Genomic DNA, 21,328 nt, shown 5'->3' with positions numbered 1-21,328 from the left:
ACGACAATTGCATAGCTTTACTACCAAACGGGAGCCAAGCAACGTTGGCTGAGATTGTGACGAGTGTGTTACTGACCGTTGAACCTGACCTGGGTCATGCCAGCGGAGGAAGAGGTATTTGGAATCAGTATCACGGTGTCGCAACCGAGCGGAACTATGCTTGTTTGCGTGCATACATGATAAGATGACACTCAACCATCCGAGGCGGATGGTTTTTTTATGCCATTCGTCCGGTGAGATGGGATGGGTATACGGCTTCTTCTGTTTGTCTGAATCGACTCAGGCAGGCGGGAGAAGCCGTTTTTTTTCCAGTAGAAGGAGGTAATCAATGATTGTTCAGCTGAATGGGAAAAAAGTAGAGTTGGCGGAAGAGATCACGACAGTGCGGGCTTTGCTCGCTTCTTATTCCCTGCAAGAGAAGATTGTCGTCGTTGAGCGAAATGGTGACATTATTGATCGCTCTGCGTACGAACAAACACCGATTGCAGACGGAGATCGCATAGAAATCGTTCATTTTGTCGGAGGAGGATGATCATCATGATGGATACATTGAAAATTGGATCGTACGAGTTTCGCTCCCGCTTGCTTCTGGGGACTGGTAAATTCGCTGATTTGGATACACAAGGGAAAGCGGTAGAGGTGTCGGAAGCAGAAATTTTGACCTTTGCGATTCGTCGCTTGAATTTGGAAAATCCGCAAGAACCGAACTTTTTGGAACAACTCGATTTGAAAAAATTCACCCTACTACCAAATACAGCAGGTGCCTATACAGCAGAAGAAGCAGTGCGCATAGCCCGTTTGGCTAAAGCATCTGGGCTGTGTGACATGATCAAGGTCGAGGTTATTGGAGACCCGAAAACACTTCTCCCTGACCCGATTGGCACGCTCGAGGCTTCGAAAATCTTGGTGGAAGAAGGCTTTATCGTGCTGACCTACACCAATGACGATCCGATTCTTGCCAGACGACTGCAAGAGGTTGGCGTACATGCGGTTATGCCAGGTGCCTCACCAATTGGTTCCGGGCAAGGGATTGTCAACGAAAACAACCTCCGCTTTATCATTGAGGATGCCAAAGTACCGATTATCGTAGATGCAGGAATTGGCTCGCCAGCAGACTGCGCGAAAGCGATGGAGCTGGGTGCTGATGGTGTCTTGTTGAATACAGCAGTCGCCCTCGCTGACAATCCTGTCCTGATGGCAGAAGCGATGAAGCTCGGCGTGGAAGCAGGTCGCAAAGGCTTCTTGGCAGGCCGTATCGCGAAAAAGCGTTACGCGTCCGCGAGCAGCCCGGTCGAAGGGATGATTGAGTAGCGTGGATCGACTGACAGAAGCGGTAGAATCGATCGCCAGCCGCAAAGAAGAGCTGTTCGCTTTATTGGCAGAGCTCGTTTCTCATCCGACTGTGAGTCCTCCCGCGCGAAATAGCGATGCCGCACAAGGAGCAATCGCCGACAGGCTGCAAGCGATGGGATTCGAGGTAGATCGCTGGACGGTATATCCGGGAGACGACAATATTGTTGGTCGTTTATCAGGGAGTGCTTCGACTCACGCAAACAGCTTGATTGTCAACGGGCATATCGATGTGGCTGAAGTCGGTGATGACACGGGGTGGACGTATCCACCTTTTGCTTTGACACACGGCAAGGATGGGCGCCTGTACGGCCGTGGGGTTGCGGATATGAAAGGCGGACTCGCAGCGAGCTTGTTTGCGATCCAAATGCTGCGCGAACACGGAATCGAGCTTCAAGGCGATCTGCTTTTCCAATCCGTCATCGGAGAAGAAGCAGGTGAAGCGGGGACATTGGTCGCTATCGAGCGTGGCTATCAGGCTGACTACGCCGTTGTAGTGGACACGAGCAATCTGCAAATGCAAGGGCAGGGCGGGGTCATTACAGGCTGGATCACGATTGAGAGTCCGACGACGCTGCATGACGGGATGCGTGCACAGACGATTCATGCAGGCGGACGCGTCCGGGGAGCTTCTGCCATTGAAAAAATGACGAAGGTGATCACCGCACTACAGGAGCTGGAGCGGGACTGGGCTGTCATGAAGTCCTATCCCGGCTTCCCGCCTGGCAGCAATACGATCAATCCCGCAGTCATCGAGGGAGGCCGGCACGCTGCGTTCATCGCAGACCGTTGCGCCCTGTGGATTACCGTTCACTTTTATCCGAACGAATCCTACGAAGAGATTATTCGAGAGATCGAGGATCACGTCGGGCGTGCGGCTGCCGCAGATCTTTGGCTGAGAGACAATCCTCCAACATTCCGCTGGGGTGGACGTTCGATGATTGAGGAGCGCGGTGAAATCTTCCCTTCACTGGAGTTGGATACGAAGCATCCGGGGTTGGTAACGCTGCAATCCGCATATGAAAGTCACATGCATCAAACGCCTATCGTTACTATGTCGCCTACGGTGACGGATGCAGGCTGGTTTGCGCATGCAGGCATACCGGCTGTCCTATTCGGGCCTGGTGAGCTCACGCATGCACATGCCGTCGATGAATCAATTGATCCTGACCAGCTTGTTCATTTTGCCCAGATCATGGCCCGATTTATTGCCACCTGGTGCAATACACCAAAGGAAGCGAAGGAGTGAGAATAGCATGACAACCTTTACTGATCGTTTGAGAAAAAGTGTAGCCCCGATCTGGGAGCGTGTTCATCAACATCCTTTCGTCACGGGACTTGGAGATGGCAGCCTGCCTGTCGGTGCATTCAAATATTACATGAAACAAGACTACATCTACTTGATTGATTACGCGAAAATGTTCGCGATTGCGAGTGTGAAGGCGTACGATCTGGAAACAAGCGCTCGTTTCGCTGCTTTGCAAGAATCGACGCTAAACACAGAGATGGAGTTGCATCGCCAATATGCTGAGCGCTTTGGTATCTCTCGTGAGGAGCTGGAAGCGACAGAGCCTTCGTTTGTGATGCTGGGATACACCAGCTACATGCTGCGTGTTGCTCATCAAGGATCGTTGGCGGAATTGGTGAGTGCACTACTCCCATGCACATGGAGCTATTGGGAAATCGGCAAGCGCTTGGCACAAGAAGAAGGGGCACTGGATCACGAACTGTATGGCGAATGGGTGCGCATGTACAGCTCCGATGAATTTGGGCAGTTGGCGATCTGGCTGATTGATATCATGAACCGATTAGCAGAAGGTAAGAGTGAGCAAGAGCTGGCCAAGCTGGAGGAGTATTTTGTCAACACCTCCAAAATGGAGTACATGTTCTGGGACATGTCCTACAGAGAGGAAATGTGGCCGTGGGAGAACAACTAGCTTTCGCCAACGTCAGCTTTTCGTATGGCGACAGGCAGATTCTCGATCATTTTGATCTGCGTGTGGAAAAAGGGGAATTCGTCAGCTTGATCGGTCCGAGCGGGATCGGGAAAAGCACCTTGTTTCAACTCATCGCAGGTCTTCTTGAGCCGGGACGAGGCGAAATCAGGCTCGGCGGAGTACCAGTGGCAAATCGTTTGGGCCAGGTCGGCTATATGCCCCAACGCGATCTGCTCATGCCATGGCGTACGATTGTCGAAAATGCAGCTTTGCCGCTGGAAATCAAAGGTATGACGAAAAAAGATGCGCATGAGCGTGTCAGACAGCAATTGCCAAGGTATGGGCTTCAGGACTGGGCCGACAGCTATCCAGCCCAGCTTTCCGGCGGGATGCGTCAGCGAGTTTCTTTTTTACGGGCTTTGTTTTCAGGGGCAGAAATGATGCTGTTGGATGAGCCGTTTAGTGCATTGGATGGAATTACGAGAATGGACATGCAAGAGTGGTTGATGGAAAAGTGGCAGGAAACAGGCAGCACGATGCTGATGATTACGCACGATATCGACGAAGCCATTTTACTTGCCGATCGTATTATCGTGCTTGCAGGTAGTCCGATCACCAAGCCGATCGAATTAACCGTTCCGGTGAGCAGACCACGAACAGCGAGCAGCCGCAACAAAGCCGAATTTTTGGCATTGCGTGAACAGATTTGGGAACTGCTTCGACAGGATCGCCAAGCAGCAATGAAGCCGTTGAGGAGAGAAGCATGATGGGGAAAGGTATTTGGTTTGGTATCTCCATCGCCATTTTTCTTCTGGTATGGGAAGCTGGATGTCGCTTCCTCGGAGTGCAACCATTCATTTTACCGCCGCCTAGCGCTGTGATTGTGTCTTTGTGGGATTTACGCGACTCTCTAATAGGTGTACATCTTTGGGCGACGTTAAAGGAAGTGTTACTGGGGCTATCGATCTCGATTGTATTTGGAATCTCCCTTGCCTTTGCGATGATTCGCAATCGGATTGTGGAGCGCTTGGTCTATCCGTATATCGTCATCTCTCAAACGATCCCCATTATCGCGTTATCACCCGTATTCATTCTGTGGTTCGGGTATGATTTATCTGGAAAAATCGCGGTTACGATTCTGTTTACTTTCTTCCCGATTGTCGTCAACGCGTATGATGGACTTCGCTCGACGGACAAGGAAATGCTTCAGCTGTTAAAAACCATGGGGGCAACAAACGGACAAATTTTCACCAAGCTGCAACTCCCGTCGAGTTTACCCCATTTCTTCAGTGGTCTCAAAGTGGCAGCTACCTACAGTGTGGCTGGGGCGACCATTGGGGAATGGCTGGGAGCGAGTGAGGGACTCGGGTACTTTGGCAGACGGGCATCCGGCAATTTTCAGGCACCCGCGCTGTTTGCCTCAGTCCTGTTGCTCTCGATTCTCGGTATGCTGCTGTTTTGGCTGGCTGGACGAATCGAACGTCATTTTTCCCCGCATATGAAAATCAAAGGAGAACAACAATGAAACCTATCAACAAATGGACGAAAGCATTCATGGCACTTACATTGGCAACAGGTCTTGCTGCTTGCGGCAATCAGGCGAGCTCCGATGCTGGTCAGACGCAAGCCCCTGCTGATAAAGGAGCGGAGCCTACTGAGCTGACGATTGCGCTCGATTGGTATCCGAATGCCGTTCATTCCTTCTTGTATGCAGCAGAGGAGCAAGGCTATTTCAAAGACGAGAACCTCAAGGTGACCATGCAAATGCCTTCGGACAGCAATGATCCGTTGAAGATGGCGGCTGCGGGCAAAGTAGATTTGGCAATCAGCTATCAACCACAGCTCATCCAAGCTCGTGCAGAAGGAGTTCCTGTCGTATCTGTAGGTGCACTCGTTCGTCATCCGTTAAACGTGATCATGACGCGCCAAGACAGTGGAATCGATACGCCGCAAAAGTTGGCTGGAAAAAATATTGGTTATCCGTCCCTTCCACTTGATGAATCGATCGTACGTCAAGTTGTGAAGCATGGTGGTGGCGATGATTCGGGACTGACCTTCACGGATATCGGCTTCGACATCGTCCCGGCGTTGACGGCCAAAAAGGTCGATGCCGTGGTAGGTGGCTATATCAACCATGAACAACTGATTTTGGAGAAGCACGGCATTCCAGTCAACGCGTTCAAGCCTTTTGAGTTTGGTGTTCCAGACTATTATGAGCTCGTATTGGCAACAAGTGACGAGACTTTGGGCAAAAAGCAGAAAGCAGTGGAAGGTTTCCTGCGTGCGATTGGCAAGGGTCAGGACTATGTGAAAAATAATAAGGAAAAGGCACTCGATCTGTTACTTGCCAAACAGGCTGCCGATTTCCCGCTGGAAAAAGACATTGAGACCAAGAGCTTGGATATCCTGATTCCGTTGATGGATGCGGGGGAAAAGCCTTTTGCATACCAGACGGCCGAATCTTGGCAAACACTAATTGATTGGATGAAAAAAGAGAAGCTGATAACAGCTGACATCAAAGCAGAAGAGATCATGCGCGATCTCGTGAAGTAATCAGTCAAAAAGCACCCCTTTGCACGCTTTTGAGAGTCTACTCTCCATTGGCGAGTCAGAGGAGGTGCTTTCTCTATGATGTCTTCCTTTTAGGAGGAGAGGGGGAAACAAAGTTCTGCTGTCATCCCTTTTCCTGTATCGCTTGTTAACAGCAGGTGTCCATGATGAGCGGCAGCAATACGTGCAACCATGGGCAACCCGAGACCATGACCATTTTGTAAGGGAGATATTCTTTTCGACGAGTAAGGCAATTCCACCAAGTCAGGTAGCATGCTTGGCTCAATGCCTTTTCCGTTGTCAGTGATAATCAAAAGAGCATTGCGCTGGTTGGGTGACAGGGCCGTTTGCACGTGGATGTGACAGCCTGCTGGGTTATGCACGATGCTATTTTGGATCAGATTCGTGATGGCGCGGACGAGAAGTTTTTCATCGCCCATCACGAAGCATTGCTCAGTCGTGACATCCAGCTCAATGGTAAACGTCTCTGCCAAATCATTATTCAAAAAGTCAGTGACAATTTGCCGCGCAAGTGTCGATAGCCGAATCGGTTTGGTATGAATGGGCTGCATTTCGTATTCCAGCATGGAAACGAGATTCAAGTCGCTGACCAAAGACCGGAGCTTTTCACCTTGCTTTCGAATAATGCTTGCTTTTTGCTGCTGCTCGTAAGGCACCGCGTCGCTCTCTTCCAGTTCACTGGCATACCCGAGCACCATCGATAGTGGCGTGCGTATATCGTGGGAGATTCCAGCGATCCAATTCGAGCGTGCTTCGTCTCTGGCTTTTAGCAAAGCGTTCTTCTCTTGCAGAAGCACCGATGCATGATTGATGCTTCGGGCAATTCCGCTGAACATTCCTTTTGCCTCGACATGTGTATGCTGATCTTCTGACAGAGCGTGAATCCCGCTAATCAGTGGGCGGATTGCCCGAATAAGTCGAGAGCCGATGAACAAAGAGAGAAGAGCGGCGAGCAGGATATTTCCGAAAAGCAAAGCCAGTAAGCGGTACGGCAAATCGCTTATCCAACTGATCGGAAAATGAAACTGGTACTTGGCAAGACTGTCCTTCGGGTAGCCTACGACGACCAGCCCCAACTCGTGCTCCCAAACAAAAACAGGATAGTCCTGTAAGTAATTTCGCGAGAACTGCGCCACTTCAGCCAGAGAATAGGTGCGGGGCAATTGGTCCGGTATGGCATAGTCCCAGATGACCTTCCCATCGTTTCCAATCAACATGGCCCAAGCCTGGCTTTTTTGCAACCACTCTTGTGCATTTGATTCCAATGTATAGTGGGAACCGTTCTTGTGCAGACCCTCTGCGACAGCTTGTGTGACGTGAATGGGAGGGGAGCCCTCATTCATCCCTTTGAAAACAAATGTGCCGAGAATGATGTAATTGACGATGAGCAAAAAGATGGCGATCAGGATAGAAGCACCTGTATAACGACGTAAAATTCGTGCGGCTCCATCCATCTACAACTCTTCCTTTACGAGTAATTTGTATCCGAGTCCTCTTACCGTGAGCAAATATTCAGGAGTGGACGGGCATGGCTCGATCTTTTCGCGAATGCGCCGCATATGAACCATCAGGGTGTTTTCATACCCGTAGTAATCGTCCCCCCATACGGATTGGCACAGGGCATCGCTCGTGACGATTCGTCCTCGATTTTCATAGAGTTTTCGCAAGAGCGCGTGTTCCTTGGCAGTCAGGGCATATTCGTGGTGATCTCTCGTCACGATTGCTGCCTCCAAATCGATCGTACTGTCACCAAGCTGGAAAACGGGCAGACGATCGATTTGGGGAGGGGCGTAAACACGTCGTAAAATGACCAGGAGACGAAGAACGAGCTCGCGCGGTAAAAACGGTTTCACAATATAGTCGTCAGCGCCCAGGCCAAGTCCGAGCAATCGATCTTCATCTTCCCCTCTCGCTGACAGAAAAATGACAGGGATTTGCGAGAAACGACGGATCGAAGTCAATAGTCCAAATCCATCGCCATCAGGCAGCATGACATCCAGGATCGCGATATCTGGCTTGTCCGAAGCGCATATCTCTAACGCCTCTTTACAACTACCCGCATGAAAAATTCGAGAGAATCCTTCCTTACGTAAAAATCCATCGATCATGTTTCTGATTTCCAGCTCATCTTCCACGATGAGCACTTTTTTCTGTTTCCACTCTTCCATATTGAATCACCCGTATTCATTATACTCGTTCGATTTGTGTGTTCTACCCACTCGGAGTCGATTTAAGGTTGTTGTAAGGTTCTTGTCAGCTTATCGACGGGTTGGGACTCTATGATTTCGTAGGAGAGACCAATAGATAGGAGCGAGAAGAGATGAATACGGTGATTCGAACGGAAAACCTTTCCAAACACTATGGAGGAGCCTATTGCGTCCAGCGGGTGAATCTTGCGGTAGGAGAAGGGGAGGTCTATGGCTTCCTCGGTCCAAATGGTGCAGGAAAATCGACGACTCTGAAAATGCTGCTAGGCTTAGTCAAGCCGACTGAAGGAAGTGTATCTGTATTCGGGAAGGATTTTAGCAGGAATCGACTTGAGATATTGAGTCAGACGGGTTCCTTGATCGAGGCTCCTTCCTATTACGGCCATCTTACCGGTCTGGAAAATATGCGCGTCATGCAGCGGTTGCGAGATGTCCCGGACAAACAAGTAGAGAAGGCCCTGCAAATCGTTCGTTTGGAAAAACAACAGAACAAAAAGGTAGACCAGTATTCGCTCGGGATGAAACAGCGACTGGGAATTGCCATGGCTTTGCTGCATTTTCCAAAGCTCGTCATCCTCGACGAACCGACAAACGGTCTGGACCCTGCCGGAATCGGTGAAATTCGGGAATTGATTCAATCCTTGCCACACCAGTATGGAATGACGGTCTTGCTCTCCAGCCATCTGCTCTCTGAAATCGAGCAAGTCGCCACGTCCATCGGCATTATCCACGGGGGGAAACTCTTGTTTCAAGGGAGTATGGAGCAACTGCAACGGAATAGTCGACCTCGTGTTTGGTTGAAAACGCAGGACAATGACAAAGCGAGAAGAGTTCTTCAAGATCGGGAGCTTTCTCCAAGTCTCCAAGATGGCTTCCTTGTTTTGGAAGAGATGGGGGACAGAGAGGTAGCGCGGACAAACCGGGCGCTGATGATGGCGGGCATTGATGTTTATCGCATTGAAGTGCACAAACAAAGCTTGGAGAGTATTTTCCTTTCCCTTACAGGCAAGGAGGGAAGTTTGTAATGCGAATGCTTTGGCTGGAATTTTATAAAATTCGACATAAGCGTTTGTTTCTCATGCTCGCCCTTCTTTTGAGTATCGAACTGGCATGGGGGTTTATGGCTGTCAGTATCTCCATGACAAAAAATCCGGATGCGCAGACTTGGAGCGCCATACTGGTCACGATTACAGCCATGAACGGATTGTTTTTGCCGATCGGTTCGGCTGTCATTGTTTCACGGATTTGTGATATGGAACACAAAGGGCGTACATGGAAGCTGCTGATGGCTGCTTCTGTCAGTAGGAAAGCGGTTTATGCGGCAAAATTCGTCTCTGCGGCTGTTTTGATGGGGGGCGCCGTCATTCTACAAGCTTTGGCAATCGTGGCCTTTGGCATTGGCTTTGGTTTAGCCGAGCCAGTCCCGATTGGCCTATTACTCCGCTTTGTGGTAGGAACCACGGTGACAACACTCGTGGTGATCGCTCTGCAACAATGGGTCTCTCTCGCCATCAAAAATCAGGCGTTCAGCCTATGCCTCGGGATGATCGGGGGATTCATTGGCATGACAGCGAGCTTGTTTCCGCCACAAATCGGACGCCTTTTCATCTGGTCGTACTATGTAGACTTTTCGCCCGTTACGTATCAGTACGTGAACGAAACTATGCAGTTTGCTACACGAGAAATCGGTCTTTCTTTACCGATCATCGTCGTACTCATGGGCATCGCATTTTACCTTGCTGGGAGCATTCATGTATCCCGGCAAGACGTATAGGGAGGACCTTGTATGCTAATCAGATGTTTAGGAGCAGAATGGGTAAAACTTCGAGGCTCTCGTATATGGCTCGTTTTGCTTGTGCTTCCTGTTTTCAGTACGGTGATCGGTTTTGCCAACTACTGGATGAACCAAGCGATCCTGCAAAATGGCTGGTACAGCCTGTGGACGCAGGTGAGCTTGTTCTACGGAGAATTTTTCTTGCCCATTCTCATCGCGATCTGCTGTTCGTTTGCGTGCAGATTGGAGCATGTAAACCGAAACTGGAATGTAATCTTGACAGCGCCTGTATCGACTCCAACGATTTTTTTCGCGAAGCTGGTGGTGGTTGGCGTTCTCCTTTTTGGTGTGCAGCTGTTCTTCTTCATGCTGTATATTTGCGCGGGTTTCATTGCTGGACTACATGCACATTTTTCGTTTCCTACGGAAGTGTTCGGATGGATCATGCGAGGCTGGCTGGCTTCGCTTGCCATCGTCGCCTTCCAACTATGGCTTTCTACGCGGATACAGAGCTTTGCTGTACCTGTCGGCATTAGTGTTTGCTCTGTTTTTGTAGGGTTGGGCTTGTATGTGTCTGGGCTCGGGATGTTTTTTCCTCTATCACTTTTGACGATTGGCATGGGCGTGCTCAGTCAAGAAAGTTTGTCACTAGGAGAATTGGGGGCGTTCGTGGTCATGTGTGTACTGTTCGTGACGAGCGGTTGTGCACTGGGGATTCGTCGTCTTACGAGAGAAGGTCTTTAACAGCATTCGCCATATTAACGGTTTCCCTTTTCTGTCAAACAACCTTATAATAGAAGGTGAATGATCGAATGAGGAGAAGTTTCCATGGACGATAAACACATAAACAAGACGAATAGCAAATGGGTGATCTGGGGGTTTATTCTCAGCGTACTCGCTTGTGCTGTGTCTATGGTGATTTTTATCTACGTGATGCGCAACTGACAGCACATGATGGAAGCGTCAAAAAACCGCTCGTTTCATAGAGCGGTTTTTTGCTGTGGTGCTAGCGGGATATCGCTGTTATTTTTCGGATGGCTTCTTCTTGTGATAGCTGGTTCAGCTCGGTAAAGCCAAGGTTGGAAAGAGCAATGGTTTTTCCTTGATAGATTGGATAAATGCCTTGCCAAAGACCTGCTGTACTGTACATCTGTGATCCGCTCACTTTTCGTAAAAACAATAAATAATTCCCTTCCGCCAGCGGCCCGGGATATTGCAGGTTGAGCGGACTGGAGGCATCAGGAAGCGGCTCTACGCCAGTGCTGACCACGGTTAATAGTCGGGATGCTGTGCCCTTTACGGCCTTTTTTACCTGGAGTCTTTGTGTGTAGTTCACGATCTTGCCCTGGGGAAGGGTGCGTCCCGTGGGATACGCCCGATGGGTACTATCTACCCGTCCGATGACGATCAAGTCGCACTTTTTGACGAGCTCCGCAAGGGAAGAAAAGGGGGAGGGATCTACTTGTACCCGCCCGATGTCCGTTTGGGCATGGACAGGGAATGAAAAGCTGCAGAGAAGTGACAGACAAAGCAGCAATTGATAGAACATGAACCTATTTCCTCCAAACAAAAGAAGTCTTGAAGGTAGTATGAACGGAATAGGTCTCGTTCATGCCTATATATTTTTAGTATAATGGTAATATTCCGAATAAATAGAATGCGTGCTATCATGGTGGCGTACTGTGATTTGTTGGTTGAAATCGCCCAGACTATGACAAGGAGGTTATCATGAATCATTTATTTGCTTTTCGACGTGTCGGTACGTTGTTTTTCGTGTTGGCTCTTTTGTTGCAGGTAGCAGCTTCGCCTGCGCTAGCCAAGGAAGAGGCCACTTCTTCTAGTCCTCTTGTACTCCACATAGAAAAATTCCTCGCCGATTTGAAAAACGATGAGAATAGCAAGGGGATGTACGCTGGAATTGCGGTCTACGATCTAACCGACAAAAAGTACGTATATAAGCACAATGCCGAACGTAATTTTATCCCTGCTTCCAACATGAAGCTGTTTACGACCATTGCGGGTATGGATAAGCTGGGGCCGGATTATCAATGGATAACCGAGGTGTTTGTTTCAGGAAAGGTGAATAATGGAGGTATATTACAAGGTGATCTGATCTTAAAAGGATATGGGGACCCTAGCCTGAAGCCAGCCGATTTGCAGCAAATGGCAAAAGCCATCAAAGATTTGGGGATCAAACGAATCAATGGTAACCTGCTTCTCGATGACAGCTATTTCGATGAGACCAGATTGGGCACGAGCTGGATGTGGGATGACGAACCGTATGGATACAGCGCGCAGATAAGTGGATTAGCCGTAAATAAAAACGTTACGACCCTAACCGCAACCCCTGGAAAAACGGTGAACGATGCCCCCGTCCTGACGATGAACCCAACTACTACATACATAACAGTCACAAACCAGTTGAAAACGACAGCGGGCAAGGAGAGCAACGTGCTTGTCGAGCGTCCGCGCGGAAAAAACGAAATCATCGTATCCGGTACGATTGGGGTGCAAGCAGCTCCTTATGATGAAGATGTCACGATGGAAGACCCGGCTTTTTATGTGGGCGATCTCTGGAAGGATCAGTTGCAAAAACAAGGGATAGCCTTACATCCGAAGACAGAAGTGAAAAAAACCGTGCTGCAAGGCGGAGTGCCTCTCTATACCCACTTGTCCAAGCCATTAGGTGAGATCACGGTGGAGCTCAACAAGGATAGTGACAACTTCTATGCGGAGATGCTAGTAAAAACGTTGGGCGTAACTCAGAAAAGCGAGGGCAGCTTTGAAGCAGGCAGTGAAGCGGTAGCAGACGTGATGAAGCGCGCTGGCATTGAGTCAGGCTTCCGTCAGGTCGATGGCTCGGGGTTATCGAGATTTAATATGATCACTCCAGAGCAGATGATCGATGCGCTTATCTTTTTGCAGGAGCAAGAATATCGAACCGATCTGGAAAAATCACTCCCCATCGCAGGGGTAGACGGCACCTTGAAAAACCGCATGAAAGGAACCAGTGCGGAAAAGAATTTAGCTGCAAAGACAGGTTCGTTAAGCGGAGTCAATACCATGTCGGGTTATGTAACAGCAAAAAATGGCCATAAGCTGGCCTTTTCGATTTTGATCAACGGTATCTATAAATCGAAGTATGCGAGGGAGCTACAGGATCGAATCGGAATTTTATTAACAACCTACCCGGATATCGCAGCACCGGAAGGATTCAGCCTTCCAGAGAAAAAGTCGTACCCACTCTCTGCTTTGATCGATCCGATCCTAGATACGCCGGAAGCAGCAGGGGTAACGGCTGGAATCATGATCAAATCGTTGGATACAACAGGTGACCCTGTTTTATACGAGCGGGATGCGGATACGCTGCTTACCCCTGCTTCGAATTTGAAGCTGTTGACGACCGCAACAGCGTTGAACCAGCTTGGCTCGGATTACGTATTTAAAACAGAAGTGTATGGAGATGCCCCGATCACCTCTTCGGGCATACAGCAAGGCAATCTGTATGTGAAAGGATACGGTGACCCTACCTTGCATACGGAGAATGCACTCCAGGTACAGGAAGGTGTGTCGATTGAAAAAATAGCAGGGTGGCTCAAGCAACAAGGAATCACGCGTGTCAACGGAAACCTCGTGATGGATGACAGTTACTTTGATCAACAACGGCTTGGCCTCGGCTGGGCATGGGATGACGAGAGCTACTATTACAACCCGACCATAGGGGCTCTCGCATTAAACCGAGGGACGGTCATGATCGAATTCAAACCCGCGAACGATGCTGGTAAACCAGTGAACATCAATGTGTTACCCAAAACAGCGTATGTGCAGGTGATCAATGAAGCCAAGACCGTACAAAAAGGGGAAGAAAATACGTTTGCGATCCTGCGTGACCGTGGAACAAATACCATCAGACTGTCAGGGAACCTCCCGCTTGATCACGGAGGGGATTATGAACGCGTACCTGTGGAGGAGCCAGCCAAGTACGTGGGGACCGTACTGAAGGAAACGTTGCAGCAGCAAGGAATTGCGTTTGCTCCAAAAAGCGAAGTGCTGATCCAGCCAGTTCCTCCAACAGCAGTGAAATGGACACAGTTTGAGTCACTGCCGCTCAAGGACATCGTTCAGTACCTCAACAAGCGAAGTGACAATTACTACGCAGAAATGCTCCTCAAGACGCTCGGAGCGGTAAAGAAAGGCAAAGGGAGCGCAGCCAGTGGTGCGGAGGTCGTTCAGGAAGCCGTAGCTTCACTTGGCGGGAATACTACCTTCGACATGATGGATGGATCAGGTTTGACCCGCTACAATCTAATTTCTGCTCGGCAGATCGCGTCCGTGCTTGAAGGGATGACCAAAGAATCGACATTTGCTACTTATGATGAATCTTTACCCGTAGCGGGAATAGATGGTACACTGAAAAACCGCTTGAAGGACACACCTGCCGCGAATAATCTTCATGCGAAAACAGGTTCGATGACGGGTGTGAACACACTTTCAGGCTATATCACGACCAAAGGCAAAGAGAAGCTCATCGTATCGATTATGTTCAACGGGTATGTCGAGGATGAAGAGCTGTTTACCAAGATGCAGGATCAGATTATTACGATACTAGCCAGTTACGAATAGATATACGAAAAAGGAGTGCCAATTACCAGGTGCTCCTTTTTTCTGTTGGTATCGTCTCCTGAACTGGGTCAATGCCTGTAGCGGTCAATCAACAGGCGACATATCTATATTCAGATTAGGAAGCAGACGAAGTATAGAACAGCGGTGAAGGAGGGGAAAAAGAAAAGATGCACCCTGCACTCTTTCATTGGAAGCGTTTGGAGCAAGTCGTAACAGAAGTGCTTGTACAGGCAGGTGCCAGACATGAGCATGCAAGACTTGTCGCAGAATCCCTTATCCATGCTGATTTGCGCGGCATCGAATCCCATGGTTTGGCGAGGCTGCCGATCTATATCCAACGAATCGAAGCAGGCTTGATCGAATTGAATGATGAACCGGTGGTATGGAAACAGGAGGGAGCAACAGCACTGGTAGACGGCAAAAATCTTTTGGGTGCGGTAGTCGGGGTTGCGGCATTGGAGGAAGCAATTAAATTGTCGCGGCAGATGGGAATCGGCCTAGTTGGTGTTCGTCATTCCAACCACTTTGGCTCCTGTTCGTACTATGCAGAACGAGCGATCACAGAAGGAAAGATTCTCATTGTTCTTTCCAACGCCCCCGAAGCTATGGCTCCAACAGGTGGGATTCGCCCTTTTTTCGGAACAAATCCGATTGCGGCGGGAATACCGGCAGGAGAAGAGCCATCCTTTTTGCTAGATATGGCTACTAGTGTTGCTGCCAGGGGAAAAATCGCCTTAGCCGTAAAAAAAGGAGAATCCATTCCTGCAGATTGGGCCATCGATGCCAATGGGAAGGAAACGACTGATCCCACAAAAGCCTTGCTAGGCTCACTTTTGCCGATCGGGGGAGCAAAGGGGTACGGATTGGCGATGTTTATCGATATCTTGTGTGGGCTGCTAACGGGGGCAGCAACGGGACCACATGTAAAAAGCCTGTATGACAATTGGCACGATCCACAAAACGTAGGACATCTATTCTTGACGGTGGATATTGAACGATTTATGCCACTCCCCGATTTTTGCGCCATGATGGATGCCTACATTCGTGAGGTGAAAAGTGTACCTAGGAAAGAAGGTGTCACGGAAATTTTCATTCCTGGGGAGATCGAGAGCCGAAAGAAGCAAGAACGCTTGGAAAACGGTATTCCTTTCGATCTAAATCTGACAAATGAACTGAGCCAATTATGCCGCACCTATGGAGTCGATTTGCAGGCAGCGTGTTATTTCCCCTAATCAGATTTCCTTTCGCAGGTGGTTTCATGGACAATCCATCCCACATAGACTAATGTCATCGGTTTGGAAAGGAGTGAACCGTCTATGCAAAGACACATGTGCAAAGGCAAAATTCACAGAGCGACAGTTACGCAGGCCGAACTGGATTACGTGGGGAGTATCACAATTGACGTTGCTCTCATGGATGCGGCAGATATAAAGCCTTATGAAATCGTGCAAGTAACCAGTTTGCGTAATGCCACGCGCTGGAAAACATACGCGTTACCCGGAGCATCGGGAAGCGGAGTCATCTGTCTGAACGGTCCACCTGCCCACTTATTCTCTCCGGGAGATCTCGTCATCATTTTGAGTATGGGCATGTACGATGAATCCGAGATGGAACAGCTCGTTCCCAAGGTCGTGTTTGTGGACGAACAGAATCGCATCACGAAAATAGAGGAGCATCATCTGATAAAGAATGGAGAGACACTGCCATAAAACCGCCTAACGTAGGAAAATGGGGCAAGCATAAGCACATGGTCAAAGACGAATTTTTGCTGGAGTATTTGCCCAAAACCCGCGTGTACTCTCCTGAAGAGCTTTGGGAGTATGCAGAAGCGTTTACACACGTGATGCTGAAGCCTTCGGGAGGCGGCGGTGGGGCAGGGATTATTCAAGTAACGGCGCGAGGAGAAGAGAAGTATTTGGTCCATAGTGGGAGTCGTCAGCGTCTCGTGGAGGGGAAGGAGGCCACGATCCGATACGTGGAATCGTTGTTTCGACCCAAAACATATCTGCTCCAGCCACGTATCCCACTCGGGAAAATCAAGGGCAAGCCTTTTGATGTGCGTGTCATGATCCAGCGCAGGAGCAACAAGGAGCCTTGGATCATAACTGGGTGGTGTGCAAAGCTTGCAGGTCCGGGCTTTGTCGTGACAAATGTGGCTCGCAGCCGTGGAAAAGTTTTGCCCATCCAGACGGCAATCAAGCTGTCGAATATAAAAGCGGGCTCGCATCTCTTGCGTGATATCCGCATGATAGCATCGGCAGTAGCTAATCGATTGGGAAGAGTCTATCCGACACTCCGGGAGATCGGTTTGGACTTAGGGATTGATGTGGATGGCAAACCGTGGATTATTGAGGCCAACTTCCGACCTTCTCTTTCTCTTTTTCAAAAGCTGGAGGATAAGACCTTTTACAAACGAATTGTTTCCATGCGAAAACGATAAAAGGAAAACCACTTGTCGATGTGGTTCAAACGGTAAGAGATGGACAGGTGGTTTTCTCTGCTTTTTTAAAACGAATGGTAGTGAGAAAAATCTTTCAATTACAACTATGGCGTTGCTACTAGCGAAGGAACGCAAAAATTGATAGAATGCCTCTCAATAAGATGGGAGGTAATATACACATCGATGATAAACTTGTCTAAGAAAGAAATGCTGCTGGTCAGTTTTATGCTGTTTTCGATGTTTTTTGGTGCAGGAAACCTTATTTTTCCACCCTATCTGGGTCAAGAGGCTGGTTCCCTTGTTTGGCTGTCGATTGCAGGCTTTGTATTATCTGCTGTTGGTCTTCCCATTCTTGGTGTGATTGCCATCGCAAAAGCAGGGAGCTTTTACCAATTGGCTAGTCGTGTTCATCCAAGCTTTGCTCTTATTTTTCCTATTTTGATTTATGTGTCGATTGGACCCGCACTAGCTATCCCGCGTGCAGGTAGCCTCGCGTACGAGATGGGAATGGCGCCATTTTTGCCGGCGCAAGCTGTGGATTCCCCCTGGAGTCTTTTCCTCTATACGCTCGTATTTTTTGGCATTGTCTTTTGGTTCAGTCTGACTCCTTCCAAATTGATTGATCGCTTTGGGAAAATACTGACGCCTACACTGTTGACAATGATTGCATTGATCTACGTTAAAAGCTTATTCACACCACTTGGTCCAACGGGGGTACCAGCAGGAAAATATGCCACCAATCCCGTTGTGCAAGGTTTTCTGGACGGGTATTTAACGATGGATGCTTTGGCTGCACTCGTATTTGGTATCGTGATCGCCAATACACTTCGTAGCAAGGGAATAGAGGACAAAAAGCAACTGTCTGCGAATATGATAAAGGCAGGCATTGGAGCAGGTATGTTGCTGACATTCATCTATGTCATTTTGGGATTGCTTGGTTCATCCGGTGCGTCTTTAGGAAGGCCGGAGAATGGCGGGCTGCTCCTGACAGCAATCATGAGGCAGCTATTTGGGACAAGCGGTACGCTGATTCTTGGTGTCATTTTTACTGTTGCCTGTCTTTGTGTATCCATCGGACTCGTAACTTCTTGCAGTCAATACTTTCACGGACGATTCAAAGGCTTATCCTACAGAGCATGGGCGATTATTCTCTGTGTCCTGAGCATGGGCGTCGCAAACTTGGGTCTATCGGAGATTTTAAGTGTTTCTGTCCCGATCTTGGGGGCCATTTACCCGATTGCTATCGTACTCATTTTGTTGGCGTTGCTAGAGCGCTGGATACCTGCACATTCGTCTGTGTATATGACCACTGTCGCCGTTGTGACGGTTTTTGGTGTCGTGGATTTGATGAATCTTACGTTTTTTCATCAGAGCTGGAACGATATCTTGGGTGTCCTTCCGTTTTATAAGGAAGGGGCGGGTTGGATCATGCCAGCAATATTTGCTGGTTTTGTCGGTGTTTTGCTCGACTTACGGAAAAGGACAGACCGCACAGGAACAGGAACAACGACTTCCCCATCCGAATAAGGTAGCACGAAAGAGAGGGCTTCGTTTTTGCGAAGCTCTTTTTGTTGTGGAAGAAGCATTTTGTTACTTTTTTCAAGATTCATTCGTATTAAAAGTGTTAAATCTTAGGAGTTGTTGAGGAGGTTCATTGACGTGAAAGTATCACCTGTTGCAGAAGGTGAGCGAATCAGACAGCTAGATGGGATTCGAGGCTTTGCCCTTCTGGGGATCTTGCTAGTGAATATGCCGTCATTTTTGTATCCCATCATGTTCTTACCAGATGCAGGGATGGTCAATACCCATTCGGAAATAGATGGTTGGATACGGCTCTTGTTTAACATGTTTGTACAAGCGAAGTTTTACACCATCTTTTCGTTTTTGTTTGGGGTAGGCTTTTTTCTGTTTATGCACCGTGCCGAGAACAAGCAGTTGCCTTATCGGAGCCTATTTACTCGCAGACTAGCCGTTCTGTTGATTTTCGGAATGACCCATCTCGTTTTTCTTTGGTATGGAGACATTCTTCATACGTACGCCCTAGCTGGTCTTCTCCTGTTGCTGTTTTACCACAGGCAAGAAAAGACAATCAAAAGATGGGCGTGGACGCTCTTGATTGGTATGCAGACCCTGTCTGCTCTGATGCTGACTGTTCCCGAGGACCTGGTTTCTATGCCAGATCAGTCATCGCTCATTCAAAAGGCAATCAATGCCTATACGAATGGATCGATTATCGAGAGGTTGCAATTCCGGGTTGGGTACGAAATTCCGGTCGTTCTTCCCTTTGAGTTTTTTGTCATCCTATCGGTATTTCCTCTCTTTTTATTCGGATTCTTGGCAGCCAAGCGGGGAGTATTTGCGAGGACGGAAGAATTTATTTCAGCCATTCGGCGTGTATGGTGGCTGGCGCTAAGCTTGAGTGTTGTGCTTGTACCGATGATTCCGCTTGTTCAATTTGGCATCGTAAAATTTCCTGCCTCGATCTTTGTCGCCGTTCAGACTTTTGTCACCTGGAGCGGTCTTAGTCTGTGCGCTTTTTACATCACGTCACTGCTGCTTCTTTATCGGAAAGAGAGCGGGCAGCGCATACTAAAGCATTTGGAACCGGTCGGCAGAATGGCATTAAGCAACTATTTGAGCCAAACCATCATCGTCATATTGGTTGTACGTGTTGGACATTTGTATGGAACGTCAGGGTTGGCGCTCGGATTGGTGTTGAGCTTGGTGATCTTCTCTGCGCAAATCTTGGCTAGTCGCTGGTGGCTCGCCAATTATCAGTTTGGACCGGCAGAATGGCTTTGGCGTTGTTTGACATACGGCAATTTTGTACCAATGAAACGAAAAGGAGCGCTTCTCTCGAAAACGTCCAGTTAAGGTGGACGTTTTTTTTGTTCCTTCAGCGTGAGGGCAGAGCATCGGATAAAAGTGGAAGGGTTGGGGCAAAATTTTCCTATCTCACAAGCCGAGTAACAAGCAGCAGCGCTTTGAAAGTAGGAAGGAGAAAGAGGATGGCTGGCAACTGGATTCCGTTTTTGATCGGCTCCTTTGTAGGATCGATGGTAGCACTCATCGTGGTGGGACTGCTTTTGATCTGTCTTTTTCGTCCTCTTACACAATGGTTACTCGCCAAGTTCATGAAGCGCCTTATGTCAGACCGCTATCCGGAAAATATTTTCGAGATGGTCTCTGCAATGACCAAAGTCAGTCCACGCTACGTTCTGGAGAACAGCTTGCGAGCAGCTACTGGACAAGCCATCGAACGTCCTTTCGGAAGTCCACGCAAGTTCTTGAACTTCGATAGCTTGATATTTTCTCCTGCACAGCTGGCCAAGATGCCTGCGAGTGAGGATACAGAAGTGGATATGCAAATTACGATTGGACCCATGGCAAAAAAGCCGTTAACCTTGGACATTCCGATCATGGCAGGAGCGATGGGATACGGTATCGGTGTAAGTGAGGATGTGAAAATCGCGATTGCAAAAGGAACGGCCGCCGTGGGGAGTTTGACGAATACGGGGGAAGGTCCGTTACTGCCGGAAGAAAGGAAATTCGCCAGACATCTGATTCTCCAATACAACTCGGGAAAATGGGCAAAGGAGCCGGAAATTTTGCGACAGGCGGACGCCATCGAAATCCATTTTGGACAGGGGGCGACTGCAGCTTCCGCGAGTTTTATCCCCGCTGAATATATTCAGGGAAGAGCTGCTGAAATCATGGGGGTTCAGGACGAAGAAATGATTGTCATTCCTTCGCGGCATCCGGAAGTACAGAAGCCCGAAGACCTCAAGCAGCTCGTAGACAATCTGCGCACCATAACAGACGGCGTCCCGATTGGCGTCAAAATCTGTGCCAGTGCCATTTTAGAAAAAGACCTGGAGATTGTCATCCAAGCCGGTGTAGATTTTATCAGTATTGATGGCGGACAAGCAGGGACAAAAGGAGGACCTCCGATCCTGGAGGATGATTTCGGTTTGCCAACGATTTATGCGCTGAGCCGCGCCGTGCACTATTTGAAGAAAAAAGGTGTGAAAGAACGAATAACCTTATTGTCTGGGGGCGGCTATAATACCCCAGGTGAGTGCTTAAAAGCGATTGCTTTGGGAGCAGACGGCATCTTTATGGGGACGGCTCTTTTGTGGGCGATGACTCATGATCAGGTGACAAAAGCAATACCGTGGGAACCGCCGACAGAGCTGACCACCTATCCAGGGAGCTTGAAAAACAAATTCGACCCCGAATCAGCCGCGAAATACTTGACTAACTTTTTTCTTTCGTTTGTGGATGAGATGGAAATTGCCATTCTCGCGCTGGGGAAAACGTCTCTTCGTGAAGTGACCGCCGCGGATCTCGTCTCACTCGATGAGATGACGAGCAAAGTGACAAAAGTACCCCTTGCCTATCATTCATCCTCTTCCAGTTAAAACCG

20 protein-coding genes and 1 riboswitch are annotated in these 21,328 nt (G+C 48.8%); of the genes, 17 read left to right on the top strand and 3 right to left on the bottom strand.

All coding sequences use genetic code 11. From position 1 onward, the window contains the following. The first annotated feature begins 17 nt into the window (after positions 1 to 17). A riboswitch (TPP riboswitch) is annotated at positions 18 to 128 on the top strand. Positions 129 to 328: 200 nt separating this feature from the next. The 7 genes from thiS to HPY31_RS04495 are packed head-to-tail and all read left to right on the top strand — an operon-like array spanning position 329 to position 5,840. After that, positions 329 to 532, top strand: a complete 204-nt coding sequence (gene thiS, locus HPY31_RS04525; RefSeq protein ID WP_016743632.1) for a sulfur carrier protein ThiS — start codon at positions 329 to 331, stop codon at positions 530 to 532. A 5-nt stretch (positions 533 to 537) separates the two neighbouring features. Beyond that, positions 538 to 1,311: a thiazole synthase gene (locus tag HPY31_RS04520; protein WP_016743633.1), complete on the top strand. Its 774-nt coding sequence runs from the start codon at positions 538 to 540 to the stop codon at positions 1,309 to 1,311. Continuing rightward, positions 1,304 to 2,599, top strand: a complete 1,296-nt coding sequence (locus HPY31_RS04515) for an acetylornithine deacetylase (RefSeq protein WP_172138777.1) — start codon at positions 1,304 to 1,306, stop codon at positions 2,597 to 2,599. The genes HPY31_RS04520 and HPY31_RS04515 overlap by 8 nt, the downstream gene beginning before the upstream one ends. 7 nt (positions 2,600 to 2,606) lie before the next feature. After that, positions 2,607 to 3,287 (top strand): thiaminase II, encoded by a 681-nt coding sequence (tenA, locus tag HPY31_RS04510; RefSeq protein ID WP_172138776.1) that lies wholly within the window; start codon positions 2,607 to 2,609, stop codon positions 3,285 to 3,287. Continuing rightward, positions 3,272 to 4,054 carry an ABC transporter ATP-binding protein gene (locus tag HPY31_RS04505; protein ID WP_172138775.1) on the top strand — a complete coding sequence of 261 codons (783 nt, stop codon included), beginning with the start codon at positions 3,272 to 3,274 and terminating at the stop codon, positions 4,052 to 4,054. Before tenA ends, HPY31_RS04505 begins: the two co-directional genes overlap by 16 nt. Beyond that, a complete protein-coding gene (locus HPY31_RS04500) occupies positions 4,054 to 4,812 on the top strand; it encodes an ABC transporter permease (protein ID WP_172138962.1) in 759 nt (252 codons plus the stop codon). The genes HPY31_RS04505 and HPY31_RS04500 overlap by 1 nt, the downstream gene beginning before the upstream one ends. Beyond that, entirely contained in the window at positions 4,809 to 5,840 is a 1,032-nt protein-coding gene (locus HPY31_RS04495; protein ID WP_172138774.1) for an ABC transporter substrate-binding protein, read from the top strand. Before HPY31_RS04500 ends, HPY31_RS04495 begins: the two co-directional genes overlap by 4 nt. 89 nt (positions 5,841 to 5,929) lie before the next feature. On the opposite strand, the gene HPY31_RS04490 is transcribed toward HPY31_RS04495, so the two are convergent. Together HPY31_RS04490 and HPY31_RS04485 are read right to left on the bottom strand one after the other, a co-directional pair. Further along, on the bottom strand, positions 5,930 to 7,312 hold the full coding sequence (locus HPY31_RS04490) for a sensor histidine kinase (protein WP_172138772.1): 1,383 nt from the start codon (positions 7,310 to 7,312) through the stop codon (positions 5,930 to 5,932). Next, positions 7,313 to 8,026 carry a response regulator transcription factor gene (locus HPY31_RS04485; protein WP_172138770.1) on the bottom strand — a complete coding sequence of 238 codons (714 nt, stop codon included), beginning with the start codon at positions 8,024 to 8,026 and terminating at the stop codon, positions 7,313 to 7,315. It abuts the gene before it with no gap. 152 nt (positions 8,027 to 8,178) lie between these two features. Here HPY31_RS04485 and HPY31_RS04480 point away from each other — a divergent pair, with 152 nt between their 5' ends. Genes HPY31_RS04480 through HPY31_RS04470 form a run of 3 tightly spaced genes read left to right on the top strand, consistent with a single transcriptional unit; the run spans position 8,179 to position 10,583 of the window. Further along, on the top strand, positions 8,179 to 9,090 hold the full coding sequence (locus tag HPY31_RS04480) for an ABC transporter ATP-binding protein (protein WP_172138768.1): 912 nt from the start codon (positions 8,179 to 8,181) through the stop codon (positions 9,088 to 9,090). Then, entirely contained in the window at positions 9,090 to 9,839 is a 750-nt protein-coding gene (locus HPY31_RS04475) for an ABC transporter permease (protein ID WP_172138766.1), read from the top strand. Before HPY31_RS04480 ends, HPY31_RS04475 begins: the two co-directional genes overlap by 1 nt. Positions 9,840 to 9,851: 12 nt before the next feature. After that, the gene (locus HPY31_RS04470; protein WP_172138764.1) at positions 9,852 to 10,583 is read left to right on the top strand and encodes an ABC transporter permease; all 732 of its coding nucleotides are present in this window, start codon (positions 9,852 to 9,854) and stop codon (positions 10,581 to 10,583) included. A 262-nt stretch (positions 10,584 to 10,845) separates the two neighbouring features. On the opposite strand, the gene HPY31_RS04465 is transcribed toward HPY31_RS04470, so the two are convergent. Next, positions 10,846 to 11,388, bottom strand: coding sequence for a hypothetical protein (locus HPY31_RS04465; protein ID WP_016743644.1), 543 nt, complete (start codon positions 11,386 to 11,388; stop codon positions 10,846 to 10,848). 179 nt (positions 11,389 to 11,567) lie between these two features. Between HPY31_RS04465 and dacB the strand changes: the two genes are divergently transcribed. From dacB to HPY31_RS04430, 7 genes are all read left to right on the top strand, one after another. Further along, positions 11,568 to 14,462: a D-alanyl-D-alanine carboxypeptidase/D-alanyl-D-alanine endopeptidase gene (gene dacB, locus HPY31_RS04460; RefSeq protein WP_172138762.1), complete on the top strand. Its 2,895-nt coding sequence runs from the start codon at positions 11,568 to 11,570 to the stop codon at positions 14,460 to 14,462. 167 nt (positions 14,463 to 14,629) lie between these two features. Continuing rightward, positions 14,630 to 15,694 carry an Ldh family oxidoreductase gene (locus tag HPY31_RS04455; RefSeq protein WP_172138760.1) on the top strand — a complete coding sequence of 355 codons (1,065 nt, stop codon included), beginning with the start codon at positions 14,630 to 14,632 and terminating at the stop codon, positions 15,692 to 15,694. 84 nt (positions 15,695 to 15,778) lie between these two features. Then, positions 15,779 to 16,171 carry an aspartate 1-decarboxylase gene (gene panD / locus HPY31_RS04450; protein ID WP_015891382.1) on the top strand — a complete coding sequence of 131 codons (393 nt, stop codon included), beginning with the start codon at positions 15,779 to 15,781 and terminating at the stop codon, positions 16,169 to 16,171. A 38-nt stretch (positions 16,172 to 16,209) separates the two neighbouring features. After that, positions 16,210 to 16,902, top strand: coding sequence for a YheC/YheD family protein (locus HPY31_RS04445; RefSeq protein WP_172138758.1), 693 nt, complete (start codon positions 16,210 to 16,212; stop codon positions 16,900 to 16,902). Positions 16,903 to 17,085: 183 nt separating this feature from the next. Continuing rightward, positions 17,086 to 18,429: a branched-chain amino acid transport system II carrier protein gene (brnQ, locus tag HPY31_RS04440; protein ID WP_172138756.1), complete on the top strand. Its 1,344-nt coding sequence runs from the start codon at positions 17,086 to 17,088 to the stop codon at positions 18,427 to 18,429. 132 nt (positions 18,430 to 18,561) lie between these two features. Continuing rightward, positions 18,562 to 19,776 carry a DUF418 domain-containing protein gene (locus HPY31_RS29145; protein WP_172138754.1) on the top strand — a complete coding sequence of 405 codons (1,215 nt, stop codon included), beginning with the start codon at positions 18,562 to 18,564 and terminating at the stop codon, positions 19,774 to 19,776. A gap of 134 nt (positions 19,777 to 19,910) precedes the next feature. Continuing rightward, positions 19,911 to 21,323, top strand: a complete 1,413-nt coding sequence (locus tag HPY31_RS04430) for an FMN-binding glutamate synthase family protein (RefSeq protein ID WP_172138752.1) — start codon at positions 19,911 to 19,913, stop codon at positions 21,321 to 21,323. Positions 21,324 to 21,328: the final 5 nt, after the last annotated feature.

It is taken from the genome of Brevibacillus sp. HB1.3 (assembly GCF_013186635.1).
Lineage (GTDB): Bacteria > Bacillota > Bacilli > Brevibacillales > Brevibacillaceae > Brevibacillus > Brevibacillus brevis_D.
The sequence above is the reverse complement of the archived record's forward strand: the minus strand, read 5'-3'. Positions and strand labels throughout refer to the sequence as shown.